Annotated in this window: 17 protein-coding genes; 11 read left to right on the top strand and 6 right to left on the bottom strand. The window is 73.7% G+C overall.

Features of this window, described 5'->3' with window-relative positions; translation table 11 throughout:
* Positions 1 to 69 precede the first annotated feature (69 nt).
* The 8 genes from ABD352_RS09180 (at position 70) to ABD352_RS09215 (ending at position 8596) form a co-directional block, all read left to right on the top strand.
* Entirely contained in the window at positions 70 to 2868 is a 2799-nt protein-coding gene (locus tag ABD352_RS09180; RefSeq protein ID WP_344611817.1) for a helix-turn-helix transcriptional regulator, read from the top strand.
* A 120-nt stretch (positions 2869 to 2988) separates the two neighbouring features.
* Positions 2989 to 4518 carry an FAD-dependent monooxygenase gene (locus tag ABD352_RS09185; RefSeq protein ID WP_344611818.1) on the top strand — a complete coding sequence of 510 codons (1530 nt, stop codon included), beginning with the start codon at positions 2989 to 2991 and terminating at the stop codon, positions 4516 to 4518.
* A gap of 93 nt (positions 4519 to 4611) precedes the next feature.
* On the top strand, positions 4612 to 5232 hold the full coding sequence (locus ABD352_RS09190; RefSeq protein WP_344611819.1) for a hypothetical protein: 621 nt from the start codon (positions 4612 to 4614) through the stop codon (positions 5230 to 5232).
* A gap of 161 nt (positions 5233 to 5393) precedes the next feature.
* A complete protein-coding gene (locus ABD352_RS09195) occupies positions 5394 to 6464 on the top strand; it encodes an MAB_1171c family putative transporter (protein WP_344611820.1) in 1071 nt (356 codons plus the stop codon).
* Between the two features lie 77 nt (positions 6465 to 6541).
* Complete coding sequence (locus ABD352_RS09200) at positions 6542 to 6949, top strand: helix-turn-helix domain-containing protein (RefSeq protein WP_344611821.1); 408 nt, start codon at positions 6542 to 6544, stop codon at positions 6947 to 6949.
* A 48-nt stretch (positions 6950 to 6997) separates the two neighbouring features.
* Positions 6998 to 7360, top strand: a complete 363-nt coding sequence (locus tag ABD352_RS09205; protein ID WP_344611822.1) for a MerR family transcriptional regulator — start codon at positions 6998 to 7000, stop codon at positions 7358 to 7360.
* On the top strand, positions 7360 to 7677 hold the full coding sequence (trxA, locus tag ABD352_RS09210) for a thioredoxin (protein WP_425553505.1): 318 nt from the start codon (positions 7360 to 7362) through the stop codon (positions 7675 to 7677). The genes ABD352_RS09205 and trxA overlap by 1 nt, the downstream gene beginning before the upstream one ends.
* 61 nt (positions 7678 to 7738) lie before the next feature.
* Complete coding sequence (locus ABD352_RS09215; protein WP_344611824.1) at positions 7739 to 8596, top strand: siderophore-interacting protein; 858 nt, start codon at positions 7739 to 7741, stop codon at positions 8594 to 8596.
* A gap of 19 nt (positions 8597 to 8615) precedes the next feature.
* Here ABD352_RS09215 and ABD352_RS09220 read toward each other — a convergent pair whose 3' ends face one another.
* Together ABD352_RS09220 and ABD352_RS09225 are read right to left on the bottom strand one after the other, a co-directional pair.
* Positions 8616 to 9275 (bottom strand): SIMPL domain-containing protein, encoded by a 660-nt coding sequence (locus ABD352_RS09220; protein ID WP_344611825.1) that lies wholly within the window; start codon positions 9273 to 9275, stop codon positions 8616 to 8618.
* 154 nt (positions 9276 to 9429) lie between these two features.
* Complete coding sequence (locus ABD352_RS09225) at positions 9430 to 10044, bottom strand: DUF1707 SHOCT-like domain-containing protein (protein WP_344611826.1); 615 nt, start codon at positions 10042 to 10044, stop codon at positions 9430 to 9432.
* A 291-nt stretch (positions 10045 to 10335) separates the two neighbouring features.
* Here ABD352_RS09225 and ABD352_RS09230 point away from each other — a divergent pair, with 291 nt between their 5' ends.
* From ABD352_RS09230 to ABD352_RS09240, 3 genes are all read left to right on the top strand, one after another.
* Positions 10336 to 11610: a coiled-coil domain-containing protein gene (locus ABD352_RS09230; protein WP_344611827.1), complete on the top strand. Its 1275-nt coding sequence runs from the start codon at positions 10336 to 10338 to the stop codon at positions 11608 to 11610.
* 179 nt (positions 11611 to 11789) lie between these two features.
* Positions 11790 to 12680, top strand: coding sequence for a ParA family protein (locus ABD352_RS09235; RefSeq protein WP_344611884.1), 891 nt, complete (start codon positions 11790 to 11792; stop codon positions 12678 to 12680).
* A 2-nt stretch (positions 12681 to 12682) separates the two neighbouring features.
* Positions 12683 to 13120 carry a hypothetical protein gene (locus tag ABD352_RS09240; protein ID WP_344611828.1) on the top strand — a complete coding sequence of 146 codons (438 nt, stop codon included), beginning with the start codon at positions 12683 to 12685 and terminating at the stop codon, positions 13118 to 13120.
* Positions 13121 to 13133: 13 nt separating this feature from the next.
* Here the strand turns inward: ABD352_RS09240 and ABD352_RS09245 are convergent, their stop codons facing one another.
* The 4 genes from ABD352_RS09245 to ABD352_RS09260 form a co-directional block, all read right to left on the bottom strand.
* The gene (locus tag ABD352_RS09245; RefSeq protein WP_344611829.1) at positions 13134 to 15110 is read right to left on the bottom strand and encodes a GmrSD restriction endonuclease domain-containing protein; all 1977 of its coding nucleotides are present in this window, start codon (positions 15108 to 15110) and stop codon (positions 13134 to 13136) included.
* Positions 15111 to 15215: 105 nt separating this feature from the next.
* Entirely contained in the window at positions 15216 to 17393 is a 2178-nt protein-coding gene (locus tag ABD352_RS09250; RefSeq protein ID WP_344611830.1) for an FtsX-like permease family protein, read from the bottom strand.
* The gene (locus ABD352_RS09255) at positions 17390 to 18076 is read right to left on the bottom strand and encodes an ABC transporter ATP-binding protein (protein ID WP_344611831.1); all 687 of its coding nucleotides are present in this window, start codon (positions 18074 to 18076) and stop codon (positions 17390 to 17392) included. The genes ABD352_RS09250 and ABD352_RS09255 overlap by 4 nt, the downstream gene beginning before the upstream one ends.
* On the bottom strand, positions 18073 to 18597 hold the full coding sequence (locus ABD352_RS09260) for a PadR family transcriptional regulator (protein ID WP_344611832.1): 525 nt from the start codon (positions 18595 to 18597) through the stop codon (positions 18073 to 18075). Before ABD352_RS09260 ends, ABD352_RS09255 begins: the two co-directional genes overlap by 4 nt.
* Positions 18598 to 18821 lie beyond the last annotated feature (224 nt).

Consider the following 18821-nt stretch of genomic DNA (forward strand, 5'->3'; position numbering starts at 1 on the left):
GGTCCCCCGAAAGGCTGTTCAAGTGGATCTTCAACGGCCGCGAGAATCAGCAGACCGCCATTCATCTCAATGACATCGAGGGTGATTCCGCTGACGCTGCCACACTCGGCCACGTTCGGACGAGACCGCGAGCTCGCTGTCCTGCGCAGAGCGGTGACCGGCGCCGCGGACGGCTTCGGCGGCTGCACGGTCCTCACCGGCTCGTCCGGCATCGGCAAGTCGCACCTGCTGCGGGCGACCGCCGAGTGCGCGCAGCGGCGGGGCGTGGCGGTGGCGGCCCGGGCCGCGTTCGAGCTCGACAAGGCGGCCCCGCTCATCACCCTGCAGTCCGCGCTGCAGCAGCTGCAGCCGGCCGTGGACTGGACCCGCGAGGACGGCGACGCGCAGTACCGCATCATCGAACGCCTCGGCGCGGCGCTGGAGGACTACGCCGCCCAGCGCCCGCTGGTCATCGTGATCGACGACGCCCAGTGGATGGACGAGCTGTCCGCCCTGGCCGTGGCCGAGCTGGTGCCGGCGCTGGCCTCCTCGCCGGTGCGCTGGATCTTCGCGCACCGCCCGGCGCCGACCGGCACGCCCGGGCAGCAGCTGATGGAGCGGCTGGTGCGCGACGGGCACGAGCACGTGGTGCTCGGCGCGCTCGACGACGACGCCGTGCGCCGGCTCTGCGCCCAGGTGGTCGGCGCCGACGTGGACAACACGGTGCTCGCCCTGGCCGGCTTCTGCGACGGCAACCCGCTGCAGGTCGAGCAGCTGGTCCGCACCCTGCACCTGACCGGCCAGATCGTGGTCGCCGACGGGGTGGCCACGGTGGTCGGCGAGGAGCTGCCGTCGAGCTTCATCACGATCGTCGACCAGATGCTGCACGGGCTGTCCAGCGACGCCCAGGAGCTGCTGCAGGCGGCCTCGGTCTTCGGCCGGCCCTTCGGCGTCGAGTCGGTCGCGCAGCTGCTGGAGGTGCGCCCGGCGACGCTGCTCAAGCGGATCAAGGAGGCGACCACGGCGAAGATCCTCGTCGACCACGGCGAGGGGCTCACGTTCGTGCACGACCTGGTCCGCCTGGCCGTCTACGGCACGCTCAACAGCGCCGTCGCCACGATGCTGCACCGGCAGGCCGCGGCGATCACCCGGGCCGAGGGTCGCTCCCCGATCGAGGTGGCCGAGCACCTGCTCAAGACCGGGCGCTCGGGCAGCGCGGAGGCGGTCACCATCCTGCACGACGCCGCGCTCGAGGTGGCCCCGGCCGCGCCCAGCACCGCCGCCGACCTGATCCTGCACGCCCTCGACGTGATCGGCGAGCACGACCCCGGCCGGGTCCGGCTGATCGCCGACGCGGTCGGGCTGCTCGCCTCGGCCGGCCGGTTGGAGCGGGCGCACGACCTCGGCGAGACCGCGCTGCTGGCCGGCCTGGACCCGCGCACCGAGGCGCAGCTGCTGCTCGGGCTCGCCGACGCGTTCAAGCACGCCGGGCAGAACCGGACCGCGGTGGAGTACGCCGACCGCGCGCTGGCCGTCCCGGACGTGCCCGATTCGGTGCGGGCGAAGCTGCACGCGGTGCGCGCCCACGCCCGCTTCTACAGCGACGACCTGCGCGGCGCCGACGAGGACGGCGAGCGGGCCACCGAGGCCGGGCTGGGCACCGGGGAGTACGCCGCCAGCGTCTTCGGCCTCACCGCGCGCAGCCTCGCCGCTCAGGCCGAGGGGCGCCTCGACGACGCGCACGGGCACGCCGAGCGGGCCACCGGCATCGCCGACAGGGTCCGCGGCGACGCGATCCACCGCCACCCGCGCATCTGGCTCGGCAGCGCCCAGGCCGGGCTGGATCGGTTCGACGAGGCCGAGCAGACGTACCGCCGCGGCCGGGAGACGTCCGAACGGCTCGGCACCGCCTGGTCGACCCCGCTGTGGCACTACTACCACGCCGGGCTGCTCACGGCCCGCGGTCAGCTCGACGACGCCGTGGCGGAGGCCGAGGCCGGGGTGGCCGTGGCGCTGAACATGACGGCCTACGCGCTTGCCGTACCACTGCTGGGAATGCTGACCAGGCTCGCCGTCCTGCAGGGCGACCTGCCCCAGGCCCAGGCGCACCTGGCCCACCTGCAGCGGCGCACGGCGGCCGGCACCACCGCGGCGCCCGAGGACATCACGTGGAGCGAGGGCGTGCTGCAGGATGCCGTCGCCGGGCCGGGGACCGCGCTGGCCACCCTCGCCGGCATGTACGACGCGCTGCCCGCGCGGCCCGCGCTCATCGCCCAGGACCCGGCCACCGCGGCCGCCCTCGTGCACATCGCGGCCAAGGCCGGCGACGAGGCCCGCGCCCGCGTGGCCGTCGCCGCCGCCCGCCGCCTCGCCGAGCGCAACCCGGGCGTGATCTCCCTCGCCGCCGCCGCCGACCACGCCGAGGGCCTCCTCACCGGCGACCCGTGGCTGCTGCGGGCGGCCGTCGAGCGCTTCCGCCGCACCCCGCGCCGGCTCGCGCTGGCCGGCGCCCTCGAGGACGCCGCGCTCAACGCCGCCGACCCCGAGCAGGGCCGGGCCTGGGCCACCGAGGCGATCGCGATCGTCACCGAGTGCCGGGCCGAGCGGGCCCGCCGCCGCCTGGAGTTCGCCCTCGGCGGCCCCAAGGCCACGTCCGAGGCGGCCGCGTTCCGGCCCGGCTCGCCGCTGCACCAGCTGACCCGGGCCGAGCTCGGGGTGGCCGTGTGGGTCGCCGACGGGTTCACCAACCGGCAGGTGGCCGCCGAGCTCTTCCTCTCCCGGCACACCGTCGACAGCCACCTGCGCAAGATCTTCACCAAGCTCGGCCTGCGCGGCCGCGTCGAGCTGGCCCAGCTGGTCGCCCGCGATCGCCTGGGGCCCGCTGCATAACAGGCCCTAACCACGTGAACGCGTGATACCGCGTTTCCCTCGCCGGACCCGAGCATGACTTAGGCGACGCTGCGGTCGCCGGGTCCGGACGACTGGGGGACGAGCCATGGTGGTGGATCGGTGACGGCGGCCGCGCTGCGCGCCCAGGTTCTCGTGGTCGGGGCCGGCCCCGCCGGCGCCGTGCTGGCGCTGGAGCTCGCCCACCACAACGTGCCCTGCCTGGTCGTCGAGCGCGCGGTCGCGCCGCCCCGCCACCCGGGCGTCGACCGGGTCACCGGCCCCGGGATGGACCTGCTGCGCCGGCTCGGCCTGGCCGACCTGGTCCGCAAGTACGGCGCCGGCCCCGACGGCGGGCCCGGGGACGTCGAGTGGCGGACCCGCCTCGACGACGCACCGGTGCTGGTCGCGGCCGGGATCCCGGCCGGCGAGCCCGACCACCGCATCGGCGCGGCCGAGCTGACCCGGCGGTTACGCGACGAGCTGCGCGGGCACCCGCTCATCGAGCTGCGCGAGGGCTGGACGTTCACCGGCCTGCGGATGGAGCCCGGCGGCGCCATGGCCAACGTCCTGGACGTGCGAAGCGGCGTGCGGCACGCGGTCGCGACCCGGCACCTGGTCGGCTGCGACGGCGCGCAGAGCACCGTGCGGCGCTGCCTCGAGGTGCCGATGGACCAGCTCGGCCACCCGGTCCAGCACTGCTCGGTGTTCTTCCGCAGCACCGACCCACGGCTACCGGCCGCCGACCGGCCCCGCACCACCGTCGTGGTCGGCGGGCTGACCTGCGTGAGCCGCGGCGACGGCGACAGCTGGGTGGCCCACCTGCCGCTGGGCGCCGACGAGCCGGTGACCACCGACCCGGTGGCGATGCTGCGCGACCGGCTCGGCGCCGCCCTGGAGGTGCCGGAGATCCTGGGCGTGGTCCAGTGGGACGACGCGCTGGCGGTCGCCACGGTGTACCGCCGCGGGCCGGTCTTCCTGGCCGGCGAGGCCGCGCACCGCTTCCATCCGGCCGGCGAGCTGCTCGACACCAGCCTGGCCGACGCCGTCGACCTGGGCTGGAAGCTCGCCGCCGAGATCAACGGCTGGGGCGGGCCGGGCCTGCTGGCCAGCTACGAGGCGGAGCGCCGCCCGCGCGCCCTGCTCGACCGCGAGCTGCTGGCCCGGGCGCAGGAGACCCGGCGCCGGTTCGGCCGGCTCACCGCCGCCGGCGCCGCCCCCGAGCTGCTGGCCGGGGTGCTGCGGCAGGAGGCGCACCGCCCCGACGCCGGCGGGCTGCCCGCCCGGCACGCGACCTCGGCCGTCGTCTGGCACGACGGGATGCTCGCGGGCACGACGCCCGACGCCGCGGTCCGCGCGGGCGGGCTGGCCCCGGACGTGCGGCTGGGCGGCGGCGACCCGCTGGCCGACCGCTTCGGCCCCGAGCTGACCCTCGTCGACCTCACCCGCGACGCCACGGGGGCGCGGCTGGCCGCCGCGGCCACCGGGCGGGGCATCCCCGTGCGGCACCTGCCGGTCGCCGACCCGGCGGTGCGGGCCGGCTGGGACCGGCCGCTGGTGCTCGTCCGCCCGGACCGCCACGTCGCCTGGTGCGCCGACGCCGCCCCGCGCGACTGGGACGCGGTGCTGGACCTGGTCAGCGGCAGGGGCTAGCGCGAAGACCACGCACATTCGGGATATCCACGCCGCACGGGGGCGGCCAGTCTCAAGAGACGCCCGCTACGACAGCCAGGAGACAGGACCGCGATGATGACGACGACCCTGACAAGCCTGACGGTCACCCCGGATCTGAGCAACACCGTCGTCGCCCGGTGGCACCGTCGCCTGTCGGCCAACCCGACTGCCAAGCGCAGCCACTGGCGGACGAAGACCGTCTACTTCCGGGCGGTCGCCGCCCTCGTGACCACCACGCCGACCGCCCAGATCAACTGGAAGAACATCGTCGAGACGGCGGCCCCGCACGGCAGCCGCAGCACCTTCTACGAGGTTGCCGGTGCGCACGCCCGCCACCCGCTCCTCGAGGCCTTCATCAACGACGGGCGCAACGAGTCCACGCTGCTGGCGCTGCACTACCAGCGCGGGGACGCGGTCGCCCAGCTCATCGACGAGACGAAGGTCTGGTCGTACTGGCCCTACCGGGACCGGATGATCGACGCGCTCACCGGCCCGGCGGCCCCCGAGGCGGTGCAGGCCGAGGTGGTCGCCGCGGTGCAGAAGTGGGGACGGGCCAACCCGCAGCTGGCCGCGGCGCTGGAGCACGCGCCGCCGGCCTGCGCCGTCGAGGACCTCATGCTCGCGCACAACGGCCGGCTGGTCGCCACGCGGGCCGCGCACCTGCTCGCCGACGAGCTGCGGCGAACCGTCTGACCCGACCTGCGGTGCGCCGTGGCAACGTGCCGCGGCGCACCGTTCGGCGTCTCTGGGGCCGGCGCGTACCTGGCCGCCGTGGGACTGCGGCGCCTGGAGCGGGAGTGCCGGCGACCCGCTGCTGCGGGGGCTGCAGGAGGCGCTCATCCCGGGGCCGGGGCATGGCCTTCGCTGACACCCTCGAGTTCCTCGTCCTCGCCGCGTTCTGGGCGTTCACGGTCTGGCGCTTCGTCACGCCGCAGCCGCCCCGCGGGCGGGCCATCCGGCTGGTCGCGCTGCTCGTCACGATCTCGTTCACGGTCAACCGGCGGGAGATCTCGTTCGCCACGGACCGGCTGCTGCACGTGGCCGACGTGTCGGTACCGCTGAAGAACCTCGCGACCGTCGCGGCGTCCGTGGCGATGGTCCACCTCACCGGACTCCTGCCCGGCCCGGTCGCCGACCGCCCCCGCCTACGCCGGTGGGCCTACGCGCTGCTGGCCGCGGCCGGCACGGGGATGATCGGGCTCTTCCTCGCCGTGCCCCGCAGCCCGGCCCGCGGCGACTTGGTGGCCGAGCGGGCCGGCACGCCGGCGGTCACCGCCTACTCGGTGCTCACCCAGTTCGGCCTCTTCGTCGGGCGGGCCTGCTGCCTGGCGCTGTTCCACCCCGCGGCCGGGCGGGCCGGGCGGGGCGCGCTGCGGCTGGGCCTGCGCCTGCTCACCGCCGGCGCGCTGGTCGGCCTGCTGTTCATACTCAACCGGGTGGCGTTCCAGGTCAGCAACGCCCTGGGCAGCGACGCGCTGAACGGCCCGGCCGCGCAGAGCGCCTCGCGCAGCCTGCTGGCGGCGATGCTGCTGCTCTTCGCGGCGGGGGCGGCCCTGCCGGCGCTGGGCGGGCTACGACGGTGGGCGGCGCGCTACGCGGCCCTGCAGCGGCTGCGTCCGCTGTGGGCGTCGGCGGTGGCATCGGTACCGCACGTGGTGCTGGGCGATCCGCCGGGGCGCGTGGCCGACCTGCTGGCCGTGCGAAGCGTGGACCTGCGGCTGTACCGCCGCATCATCGAGATCCGGGACGCGCAGTGGGAGCTGGGGCTGCACCACGACCGCTTCGACGCCGCCATGCCCGCGGACGCCGACCTGGTGGATCAGGCGCGGGCCCTGCTGGCGGCTGGAAGCGTTGTGGCCACCCCCGTCTCAGTGCCCGGCCACAACGATCCGCCCGACACCCCCCGCATCGTCAATCTGAGTTGATGACGCGCCAGAGCCCATAAATCTGAGCTTATGATGGAGATTCCACCGATGCGGTGGGATTGTCAAGGGTTGATGCGATGAGTGAACCGACACTGGCCGGCAAGCTGGACCGCCTGTTCCGCACCGTGCACCCGGCCGGCCGCGGCGAGTACACGTACGAGGAGGTCGCCGCCGCCATCCGCGACCGCGGCGTGATGATCTCGCACACGTACGTGTGGCAGCTGCGCAAGGGCGTGCGCGACAACCCGACGAAGCGGCACCTGGAGGCCCTGGCCGAGTTCTTCGGGGTCAACGCCGCCTACTTCCTCGACGACGACCCGGCCACCGTGCGCCGCACCGAGGAGCAGCTCGACCTGCTGGCCGCCCTGCGCGACAGCGCCGTGCGCGCGGTCGCCCTGCGCGCCGCGGGCCTGTCCGCCCCCAGCCTGGAGGCCATCCACGGCATGATCGAGCACGCCCGCCGCATCGAGGGTCTGTCCGAATAGCTGTTCGCACTAGCCTTGACATGGGCGTCAAGGTCTACCGTCGGCTGCATGCGGATCGGCGAGCTGGCGGAGCGGACGGGCACGAGCACCCGGTCGCTGCGGTACTACGAGCAGCACGGCCTCCTCGAGGCCCGGCGCACCTCCAACGGCTACCGCGAGTACGACGAGATCGACCTGCGCCTGGTCCGGGAGATCCGATCTCTGCTGGAGATCGGCTTCAACCTGGAGGACACCCGCCCGTTCGTGGAGTGCCTGCGCTCGGGCCGCGCCACCGGCGCCGAGTGCCCCGGGTCGATCGATGTGCTGTCGAGAAAGCTGGACGACCTGGACGGCTGCATCGCCCGCCTGCAGGCGGCGAGGGCGCTGGTCGAGCGCGAGCTGGCCCAGGCCAAGGACGAATGGGAGAACTGATGACCGCCGAGGTGACCGACGCGACGTTCGCGACGGAGGTGCTGGACAGCGACGTGCCGGTGCTCGTCGACTTCTGGGCGCAGTGGTGCCCGCCGTGCCACCGCATCGCCCCGATGCTCGACGACCTGGCCGCGGAGTACGAGGGCCGCGTCCGCATCGTGAAGCTCAACGCGGACGACAACCCGGTGACGGCCCGCAAGTACGGCGTGATGGCGATGCCCACGCTGGCCGTCTTCCGCGCGGGGGAGGTCGTCTCGCAGCAGGTGGGCGCCCGGCCGAAGGCCAGGTTGCGCGAGCAGCTCGACGCCGCGCTGTAGTCCACGCAGCCCGGGGCGAACGGACCGGCGCCGGAGGGAAAGGGGAGGCTACCCTGATCCCGTGTCCGTCCAACCGACGGGGCCGTCGCAGCAGCGGCCCACACCGCAGACCCACACCGGCCGCGTCGTGCGGGGCGAGCGGCTCACGCCGAACCTGCACCGCGTGGTCCTCGGCGGCCCCGAGCTCGACCGCTTCGCCGCCGGCGAGCACACCGACCACTACGTCAAGCTGCTGTTCCCGCGGCCCGGCGTGCAGTACCCGCAACCGTTCGACGCCGCCGCGATCCGCGCCACGTTCCCGCGCGAGCAGTGGCCGGTGACCCGGACGTACACGGTGCGCGCCTGGGACCCGCGGGAGCGGGAGCTCACCCTCGACTTCGTCCTGCACGGCGACTCCGGCCTGGCCGCCCAGTGGGCGGTGCGCGCCCGGCCCGGCGACGAGCTGCAGTTCAACGGGCCCGGCGGCGGGTACTCCCCCGACCCGGGCGCCGCCTGGCACCTGCTGGCCGGTGACGAGACCGCGCTGCCCGCCATCGCCGCCGCCCTGCCCCGGGTGCCGGCGGGCGCACCGTGCGTGGCGCTCGTCGAGCTGGGCGATCCCGCCGACCGGCAGGACATCCCGGGGGTCACGTGGTTGTACCGCGGCGACGGCCCCGTCGGCTCCGCGCTCGTCCCCGCGGTCCTGGCCCACCCGTTCGCGGCCGGCGACGACCCGGCCAAGGGCCACGCGTTCGTGCACGGCGAGGCGACGTTCGTCAAGGAGCTGCGCCGCTACCTGCGGGTCGAGCGGGGCATGCCGCGCGAGCGGATGTCGATCTCGGGGTACTGGCGGCTCGGCCACGACGAGGACGGCTGGCAGGCCTCCAAGCGGGCCTGGAACGCGCAGATCGAGGCCGAGCAGGAGCCCGCCTTCTCCTGAGGCGGGCCCCGGCGCCGGGCTACAGCGCCGTCGGGCTGGTGATCGTGAACCGGGCCTCGACGGCGGCGTACACGCGCTGCAACTGCGGGTCGAGCTCCAGCTCCGGGCCGCCGCCGCTGCCGAAGGACTTGCCGCGCGGCGCCCCGTAGGCCTGGTAGGTCGCCACCGCCTCCACCCGGCCGCTCAGGCCCGGGTCGGCCAGCTCGACGAGCTCGACCACCTCGGCGCCGAGGGCCGCCGCGTACTCGCGCGCCCGGGCGATGGCGTCGGCCACCGCGGCCCGGCGGGACTCGGCGTGCACCGGGCTGTCCGGACGCAGGGACCAGGCCGGGCCGTTCACGCGGGTCTGGTCCTGGGCGGCCGCGGCCAGCATCATCTCGCCCAGCGCGGCGAAGTCCGTCACGACGACCGTCGTCGAAACGCTGCCGTTGTACGCCGAGACGCGCTCCCCGCGCTTCCCGCCCTCCGGATAGACGTGCAGCCCGCCGGTCTCCCGGCGCTCGATCGCGCCCGCAAACTCGGGGCGCTCCAGCAGCTGGCGCAGGGCGTCGGCCCGCTCGCGCAGCCGGGTGAGGGTCGTGGCCCGGTCCTTGTCCCGGGCCGTGCTGACCACCGTGAACTGAGCCAGCTCGGGCTCGACCTCGCGCACCGACTCTCCGCGCACCGCGACCGTCGTCATGGGGCTAGAGCCTAGGTCGTCCCGCGGGAGCGGTGGGACCGGCACGGGTGGCCGGCCCCGCCGCCGGGTCGGTGTCGCGCGGCTCGCGCCGGCTGGACCTCGGGGTCGCCGGGCTCGCGGCGGCTAAGCCTCGGGGGCGCGGCGCTCGCGGCGGCTAAGCCTCGGGGGCGCGGCGCTTGCGGCGGCGGCGCTCGACCGCGACGCCGCCCCAGAAGGCGAAGCCGGTGACGACGATCCGCGGGGCGCCGTGGCGGCCCGGACCCGCCGCGTCGTGGCCGAACCCGCCCATCAGGCCCATGCCCGTCACGTGCACCTCGGCGTCCTCGGGGACGATGACGTTCACCCCGCCCATGACCGCGAAGGCGCGGATCTTCACCTCGCCGTGCAGCATGCGCGCCTCGCGCAGGTCGACCGTGCCGCCGCCCCAGAAGGCCAGGCAGCTGAAGACGCGCGGCGGGATCCACGGGCCGCGGCGGGTGAAGCCGCTCATCACCGCGACCGCACCGCCGGCGGCCGGCACCTCGCCGGGGCGGGGCGGCAGGCCGTCCAGCGCCATCGGGGCCGACCGGGCCGCGGGCAAGTCGCGGGTGATGGGCTCCAACTCGGCGTAGGTGCGGGCGGCGTACACCTGGTGCAGTCGGTCGTCGACCTCGTCGAGGTCGAGCCGTCCCTCGGCTGCGGCGGCGCGCAGGACCTCGGCCACGCGCTCGCGGTCGGCGTCCGAGGCGCGCATCTGCCGAGGGTCCATCTGCTCGGGGAGTTCGGCCATGGCGACCAGCGTAGGGCGCCGGGCCGGCGGCCGTGGACCGGCACCGGCGACGAACGGCCCCCGGCGACGCATCCAGGTAGACCAGTGCGACACCTCCGGACGAGCCGGCACGACACGTCGGGAAAAATCCGGAAAAAACGGGCTTGCCGCGTATCCTGCCGAAGCAGCCGAATCGCAAACCGGAGACTTGCGCTAGAGCCTCAGTAGCGTTTTGGATGTCCTGGCGGGCCGTATGCCACGGTCCGTGAGCGTCGGCGTCGCAAGCTTCCCGATCGTATGGAGGATCCACCCATGACCCACGGCGGGGATCTGCTAACGCAGCGCGACGATGCCGGCACGCGCCCGAGCTTCACGCAGCAGGTGCGCGGCTACGACAAGCGCCAGGTCGACCAGTACCTCAACCAGCTCGACCGGCAGATCAACAACCTCACCGCCGAGCGCAAGCGCGCCGCCGGGCAGGCCCAGGAGCTGACCAACCAGGTCCAGGAGCTCACGGCGCAGCTCAAGCAGCTGCAGGCCGAGATCGTCGAGGTGCGCCAGCGGCCGGCCCGCGTGGACCGGGCCTCGTTCCGCCACCTCGGGCCGATGGTCGACCAGATCCTCGCGCTGGCCGAGAAGCAGGCCGGCGTCATCATCGACAACACCGAGCAGAAGGCGGCCGAGCACCAGGCCGCGGCCGAGAAGGCGCTCGCGGAGGCCAAGGAGCGGGCCGAGAAGCTCGTCGCCGACGGCGAGGCCGCGCACGAGCGCGCCGAGGCCGAGGCCAAGCGGATCAACGAGCAGAGCATCGAGCACATGGAGAAGACCCGTGCCGAGGCCGACCAGCTCGCCGAGGCCGCCCGCCAGCAGGTGCTGCAGGAGGTCAAGACCGGCCGGGCCCAGGCCCAGCAGGAGCTGGCGCAGTGGAAGGCCACCGCGCAGCGCGAGATCGAGGAGCTCAAGGCCGCCTGCGACCGGGAGCTGGCCGAGCAGCGGGCCACCACCGAGCGGGACCTGACCCAGCAGCGCCAGGCCTCCGACCAGAAGAACGCGGCCCTGCACGCCGACGCGCAGAAGTACGCCGCGGACGTGCGCAAGCGCGCCGACGAGGAGAACGCCCGGCACCAGCAGCAGCTCGCCGTGGTACAGCAGGACATCCAGGCCCGGCAGAAGGCGCTCACGCAGCTGCAGACCGAGCTGGAGGCGACCCAGACGCACCTCGGCGAGGCCCGCCGCGAGTCCACGACGCTCGGCCGCGAGGTCAACCAGCTCCAGCAGCGCCTGGCCGACACCAAGCAGAGCCTGACCAGCGAGCTGACCCGCCTCGAGCACGCCCGCCAGGCCGCCGACTCGGCCGAGCGGCACGCCAAGGAGGTCCGCGCCCGCGTCCAGCGCGAGGCGAAGCGGGTCGCCGACCTGGCCGCCGCGGCGGTCATGGCGGCGGCCGCGGGTGGCGCCGACACGGGCGAGTACCCGAAGGTCCCGACGCGCCAGCTGCCCGAGGCCCTGCCGACCCAGCCGGACAGCACCAGCGCCGCCGACGCCGACCAGCGCCCGGTGCGCCGCGAGGAGACCGAGCAGGCCTGACCCGCCGAGCCCGGCAAGGCGAACGCGCCCCGCGATTACCCGGAATACATCCGTTGACCGGCTCGCGGGGCGCCGCCGTTCGGCCCCGATGATGCCGTCCCCGGGCCGGTGCCGGGGAGGCGAGGATTCCTCTAGCGTCCTGCGTGGTGTCCGACCGCGGAGGTGAGCGCTTGAAGATCGTGGCCGTTGTCAACAACAAGGGCGGGGTCGGCAAGACCACCGTCACCGCCAATCTCGGCGCCGGCCTGGCCGCCCGCGGCCTGAACGTCCTGCTGATCGACCTGGACGCGCAGGCGAGCCTGACGAAGTCGTTCTTCACCGTCCAGGAGACGCAGGACTTCGTGCTGGCCAAGCGCACGATCGGCGCCTGGCTGCAGAGCAGCGACCGGGGCCGGGCCCAGACGCTGGCCGACCTCATCCTGTCGCCGCAGCGGTGCAACGCCCTGCTCAAGAACACCGGCGGGCGGCTCGACCTCGTGCCCTCCGACCCGTTCATCGTCGATGCCGAGGTCCTCGTGCCGGGCGCGGTCGACCAGACCGGCCACATCAAGGCCGCGAAGTTCGTGCCGTTGCACCGCCGCCTCGCCGACGACCTGGCCGACCCGGCCTTTTCCAAGTACGACGTGATCCTGGTCGACTGCGCCCCCGCCTTCGCGCTGACCACGAAGATGGCGTCGGTGGCCAGCGACATGATGGTCATGCCGGCCCGGGCCGACTTCCTGTCCACCGAGGCGATCCAGGACATGGGGCGCCGGCTGCTGGACCTGACGAAGGAGTACAACAAGCACCAGGGCGAGCCGCCGATGCGGATGCCCCGGGTGAAGGTGCTCTTCACGATGGTGCAGATGCGCGGCAACCAGCCGATCGAGGTGCAGGCCCAGTTCATCAACGAGGTGACCGCGCTGGGCGTGAAGGTCTTCGGCACCCTCGTGCGGGACCGCAGCAGCGCCTACGCCGCCTCCGGCCGCCACGGCGTGCCCACCATCCTCGCCACCGGCGTGCCGCCCGAGATCCGCGGCGACCTGCACGGCTGCGTCGACGAGCTGCTCCAGACCCTCGAGAGGTTGTGACCGTGACCCAATCCCCGCAGCTGGCCGCGCTCGCCCTGAACGAGATCGGCAAGCTCCTCGGCAGGCTCACCGAGGACCAGCTCGCCGCCCTGGCCGACGGCCGCGCGCACGTCGAGTTCCGCAACGACGACGAGGGCGTCGCCGGTGCCCGCGGCCCGGCCCGGCCGCCCCGGGCTGCGGCCAAGGACCCGGTCGACCTCGACGCCATCGTCGCCGACATCAAGGCGCTGACCGAGGAGGACGCGGTCGAGCGGTACCTCATCGACCGCGACCGCGACCTCCCCCTGCCGCGGCTGCGCGAGCTGGCCGACCGGATCGGCCCGCCGGTGACGTCGAAGGGCGCCAAGTCGAAGGCCCAGCTGCGCAAGAACATCGCCGCCGGCACCGCGGGCCTGCTCAACCGCCCGGCCTCGGCCTTCGGCGCCGGCTGGGACCGCTAGCCCGGCCCCTTCTTCAGTCCGTGCTCCCGGCCGGCAGCGGGATCCGCTCGCCGGCCCACGGCTTGTGCTCCACCGCCGGCATCCGCCCGGGCGCCTGCATCACCGCCCGCTCCCGGTGGATGATGTCGAGCCACTCCTGGGCGGTCCCCGACACCACGAACGGCCCGATCGGCACCTCGATCGCGTCCTCCACGACCTGCACGGGCACCTGCTCGTCGCTGATCCGCACGTCCCCGTCCTGACCGCGGGTGGCCGCCGTGATCGCCGCGACGAAGTCGTCCATGTCGGTCGACCCGGACCACGCCACCCCGGCCCCGGACGCATGGAGCACGAGCGTCCCGGGGATCCAGGCGCTGCCGTACAGCACCATCGTGAGCTTGTACCCGTCGCTGTTCGTCGCCGGCGCGCTCGGCAGCTGGTCGAGCCAGCCCGGCCGGAACGAGGCGAGCAGCTCCGTCATCGCCTCGGCCAGCAGCCGCCGCCGCTCGGCCAGGAACCGCGGAAACGCCTCGGCCGCCCGCAGGTCCTCGGCCACCGGGATGAGGTGCTCGGTCAATCGATCCTGGTTGACCGTGGGAAAGTAGTCGACCGGCGAGCGGTCGCTGATCTTCAGGTTCGCCTTGCGGGAGATGAACGCCAGGTTCGCGAGGTCGTTGATCTCGCCCTTGTCGAAGCGCTCCAGCGTGGCCACCGGGTGGACGTGGTGAAATTGCAGCTGGTAGTCCTGCTCCCCGGGCATGATCTCGGTCGAATACCACCAGTCCCGCACCCGCCGGCGCTGGGCCACGAGGAGGCTCAGGAAGAAGTAGGGGCTCTCCTTGGAGCGCCCGGCGATCGAGTCGGGGGTGATGGCCGGCACCGCCTGCAGCACGCCCAGGTTGCGCAGCAGACCCCGGACCGGCTCCGGCTTGCGCACCGCCTGGATGTCCCGCGTGAGGTTGGTGTCGGAGGAGGTCGAGTAGCGGGCGCGCACGGTCGCGATGAGCAGCCAGTAGAGCAGCGCCTTGTTCGTCTGCTCATCGACCGGCTCGTCGGGCCGTTCGCCGAGCAGCACGACGAGCGGGATGAGCACCGTGAGCGAGGGAAGCGACTCCGACCGGGACAGACGAAGGTCCGACTTCAACAGGTGCACCAGCGCCTTGAGACCGCGTTGCACGACGTCCCAGGCGCGGGCCAGGTCGGGCTCGGCGACCTTGCTCAGGTCGCTGACGGACCAGGAGGACATGCCGCCGCCGAACAGCGCCGCGGCGAAGGCGCGGGTCAGGAAGTCCACGTCGAGGTCGCCGTAGCCGGCGTGGCGCCAGTGGGCGGCCTCCTTCTGGAACTTCTCGAGCACGCCCGGCCACCTTGCCGACAGGGTCGACATGGCCAGGTCGGCGCGGCTCAGCGGGCGGCCCGCGCTGTTGACCCGCACGAAGATCTCGGAGACGTCGTGGTAGTCGCAGTCCCGGAGGATCTCGACGTGGAACGTGCGCCGCTCCAGCGCCCGCACGGCGGAGAGGCGGCGCTCGATCTCCAGGTCCGGCAGCTGGCACCCGGCCGAACGCAGCCGGCCGATCATCGAGATGAGCGACTCCTCGCCGCGCAGCAGGGAGTACACCTTGATCCAGTTCGGATCGGCCTCGGTGACCGCGCTCTGGTTCTGGAAGCGCTCCTTCTCGACGTGGAAGACGATCTGGGCTTCCTGGTGGTCGGTGAAGACCCGGTGCAGCGAGGTGAGGCGCTGCTGGCCGTCGAGGAGGTACAGCGGCGGCTTGAAGGGCTTCTCGACCGCCCCGGCGACCGCCATCGCCCGGGTCGCCGGCTCCTCGTCCGACTGCCAGAAGAGCAGCGAGCCGAAGGGGAATCCGCGGTACAGCGAGTCGACCAGCTTGGCGACCTGGGTCGGCCGCCACACGTAGCTGCGCTGCAGCTCGGGCAGGCGGATCTCGGTGTGCGTGACCTGGCGGATGAGCTCGCCGACCTGCAGGGTGGCCTGGTCGATGTGCATCCGCCCATCGTGGCCGGGGCGCGGCGGGCACGGTAGCGCCCGGACGCGCGCCCCGGCATCGACGGTTCGGCGTGGAAGCGGGACCCTCGGTCATTGCATTCCGGGTCAGTCGTTGCGGGCGGTCTCCGGGCCGGTGATGCGCTCCAGCAGCGGCAGGGTCGAGCCGATGATGCCCAGCGACATGAGCAGGCCCAGGGCGGCCAGCGCGTAGAAGGTCCAGCCCGGCGGGGTCAGCGTGTAGCCCATCTGGGCCTTCAGGAACAGCTGGGCCGCGGCGAACCCGACGCCGGTGGCCAGCACCGCGACGGCGAGCAGCGGCACCGCGCTCTCCAGCGCCACCACCTGGCGCAGCGCGCGCAGCGGTACCCCTGTCAGCCGCAACAGGCTGAACGGGCGCTTGCGCTCGGCCAGGCCCGCCGCCACCGCCACCGCCAGGCTGCAGCCGGCGATCGGCAGGCTGAACAGCATGATGACGTCGGCCAGCTGCTGGAACAGGTTCAACTGGGTGCGCGAGTCCCCGCTGAAGTCGACGTCGGTGCCCGGCATGACCCCGTCGGGAAAGGCCAGCTCCACCGCTGTCCGAGCCCGCTCGTGGGCCGCCGTCGAGCCGTCCAGGCCGACGATCAGCATGCCGATCGGGAAGGCGTCGAGGTCCGCCGCGCGCAACGCGGTCGCGGGCCAGACGGTCACGGACCCGGCGCCGGTGCGGTCGCGGCCGTAGCCGATCAGGTTGGCGTAGACGCTGACGACCTCGGCGCCGGGGGCGCACGTGCCGTACTGCGGGATCCGCGCCAGATCGGCGCACGCGATGACGGCACCCAGCTCATCGGGGACAGGGTCGGGGTTGAAGCGCAGCGGCTGGACGAAGGTCACCCCGGGGATGGCGTGCAGCCGGTCCTTCAGCTCGTCCGGAACCTTGCCGCCGCCGGCCCTGAAGTCGAACTGCTCCATCATCGTGACGTTGGCGAGCGAGTTGTAGCGCACCGACCGCTCCTGCACGATGGTCCCGATCACGCCGGTGGCCACGCTGACCACGAAGAGCCCCAGCACCACGCCGCTGATCGCGCGGAACGCGGCCCGCGGGTTGTCGGCCAGGCGGCGGGCCGCGACGAGCGTGGGCAGCCGGCGGGCGCGGCGGGCCATGAACCGGGCGCCGACCATGGTGATCCACGGGCCGGCGAACACCAGCCCGACCATGATCAGCAGGAACCCGGGCAGGAAGGCCGCCGTCTGCCCGTTGGAGGTCGGGGGCCGGCGACCCACGAAGTACGCCAGCTCCAGCAGCCCGGCCAGCACGGGGACCAGCCGCCAGGCGCTCGGCGGCTTCGGGGTGACCTGGCGGGCCACGCCGAGCGGCGAGATGCGCACCCGGCGCATGGCGAGGCGGGCCGCGACGGCGGCGGCCAGCGGCACGCCGACCGCGACGAGCACGCCGCCGAGCCAGCCCGGCGAGATGTCGGACGAGAACGGGCGCTGGCCGGTGATCATCCCGTACTGCGCCATCGCCGAGCGCAGCGGCAGGAACAGCGCGAAGCCCAGCAGCGTGCCGATGACCGCGGCGGCCGTGGACTCGACCGCGGCGAGCGTGCTGACCTGCCGCGGGGTGGCGCCGATCAGCCGCATGGCCGCGAAGCGCTGTTCCCTTCGGGTGGCGTTGAGCCTGGTCGCGGTACCGATGAAGATCAGGACGGGGAACAGCAGCCCGCCGGCCACGACCGAGAGCACCAGGTCGAGGGCGGCCTGCGGCACATCGTGGCCCTCGCTGGACAGCGAGGTGACCTTCCGCTCCCCGTAGATCCCGCCGACCTCGCCGGCCGTGCGCCCGACGACGACCACGAGCGAGTCCGGCGAGGCCAGCGCCGCGTCGCCGATCAGCCCGGCCTGGTGGCCAGGGAAGCGGGCGGCGAGCTGGTCGTACGGGTTCGCGGCGATGAGGTCGCGCAGGGCCGGGGAGACGTAGTACTCCCCCGGGCCCGGCAGCCGCGGCAGTCCGGGCGCGTCAGGCGTGCGGGGGCCCGTTGCGCCGACGTCGATGCGCTCGATGCCATGGCCGTCGAAGTAGTCGTACCGGTGCACCCACACGACGGGATCGGCGGACCCCACGGCGTAGGGCGACGGGTTCATCCACCCGATCCGGTCGAACTGGCCGTTGACGGCGCGGACCCCGCCCACGGTACACAGCAGCAGCCCGACGCCGAGGGTCACGGCGAGCGCGAGGACCACGAACCGCACGAGCGCGTCCCGCCCGGCGGCCACGGCGAGGCGCAGGCCGAAGGGGATCACGACCCGCTCCGCTCGGCGGTCAGCGCGTGCACCGTGCCGTCGCGCACGATGACCTCCCGGTCGGCGTACATGGCGACCCGCGGCTCGTGCGTGACCAGCACGACGGTGGTCCCCTGCTCGCGGGCGGCGGCGACCATGAGGTCCATGACCTGCTCGCCGGTGAGCGAGTCGAGCGACCCAGTCGGCTCGTCGGCGAAGAGCACCCGGGGCCGGTTGATCATGCCGCGGGCCAGCGCGACCCGCTGGGCCTGCCCGCCGGACAGCTCCCCGGAGCGCCGGCCCTGTGTGCCCTCCAGGCCGAGCCGCTCCAGCCAGCCGCAGGCCTGGCGCAGCGCCCCGGCCCGCCGGATGCCGCCGAGCAGCAGCGGCAGGGCCACGTTCTCCTCGACCGTGAGTTCCGGCACCAGCTGGCCGAACTGGAACACGAACCCGAAGTGCTGCCGGCGCAGGGTGCTGCGCGCCTGCTCGTCGAGCCCGTCGATGCGCTGCCCGTCGAAGCGGATCTCGCCCTTCTCGGGCGTGAGAATGCCGGCCAGGCAGTGCAGCAGGGTCGACTTGCCGGAGCCGCTGGGCCCCATGACGGCGACGATCTCGCCCGGCCCCGCCTCGAAGGACGCGCCACGCAGGGCCGGGGTGGCGCCGAAGGACAGCACGGCATCGCGGGCCTCGATGAGGGCGCTCATCGGCGCACCAGCCCGGCGAGGTGGTCCAGGCGCGCGACGGTCAGGTCGATCCAGCGCAGGTCGGCCTCGAGGTGGAACAGCCCGTGGTCGGCGAGCATCGCCTCGATGAGGTCGTCGCCCTTCTTGATCTCGTGCAGCTCGCGCATCCGCTTGAGGTGCGCGGCGCGCTGCATGTCGAGGTACTCCCGCGCCGGGCGGTCCAGCATGAGCGAGAGCATCACCTTGGAGAACAGCACCGTCTGCAGGTGCGGCTCGGGCTCGACCGGCTGGGTGAGCCAGGCGTCGACCTCGGTCGCGCCGAGCTCGGTGATGACGTACCGCTTCCGTTCCGGCCCCTCGCCGGCCTCGACCTCGCTGATCACGACCTTGCCGTCGCGGGCCAGGCGGCCGAGCGTGGAGTACACCTGCCCGAAGGGCAGCGGACGGCCGCGGCCGAAGAAGGTGTCGTAGTCGCGCTTGAGGTCGTAGCCGTGGCTGGGCTCGCGCTCGAGCAGGCCGAGCAGGGTCAGAGGAACGCTCATGCCGGACACCATACACCGGGGATATACACTCGGTATATACCCCGGGGGAATACGCCGGTTCGTGTTCGAGTACGTCGTCACGGCTCGGATGAGACCGCAGCTGACGGACCTGGCCGTGGACGGCTGCATCACCAAAGCGGTCCGCGGCGACGCTCACGTCGGCCGGCCCTGGTCGGCTGAGGCAGAGGCGGCCGGGAACGCTTCGTCGCCACCGACCGCGGCAG

Origin of the sequence: Dactylosporangium salmoneum, assembly GCF_039532525.1 — a bacterium.
In the GTDB taxonomy this organism is placed as follows: Bacteria; Actinomycetota; Actinomycetes; order Mycobacteriales; family Micromonosporaceae; genus Dactylosporangium; species Dactylosporangium salmoneum.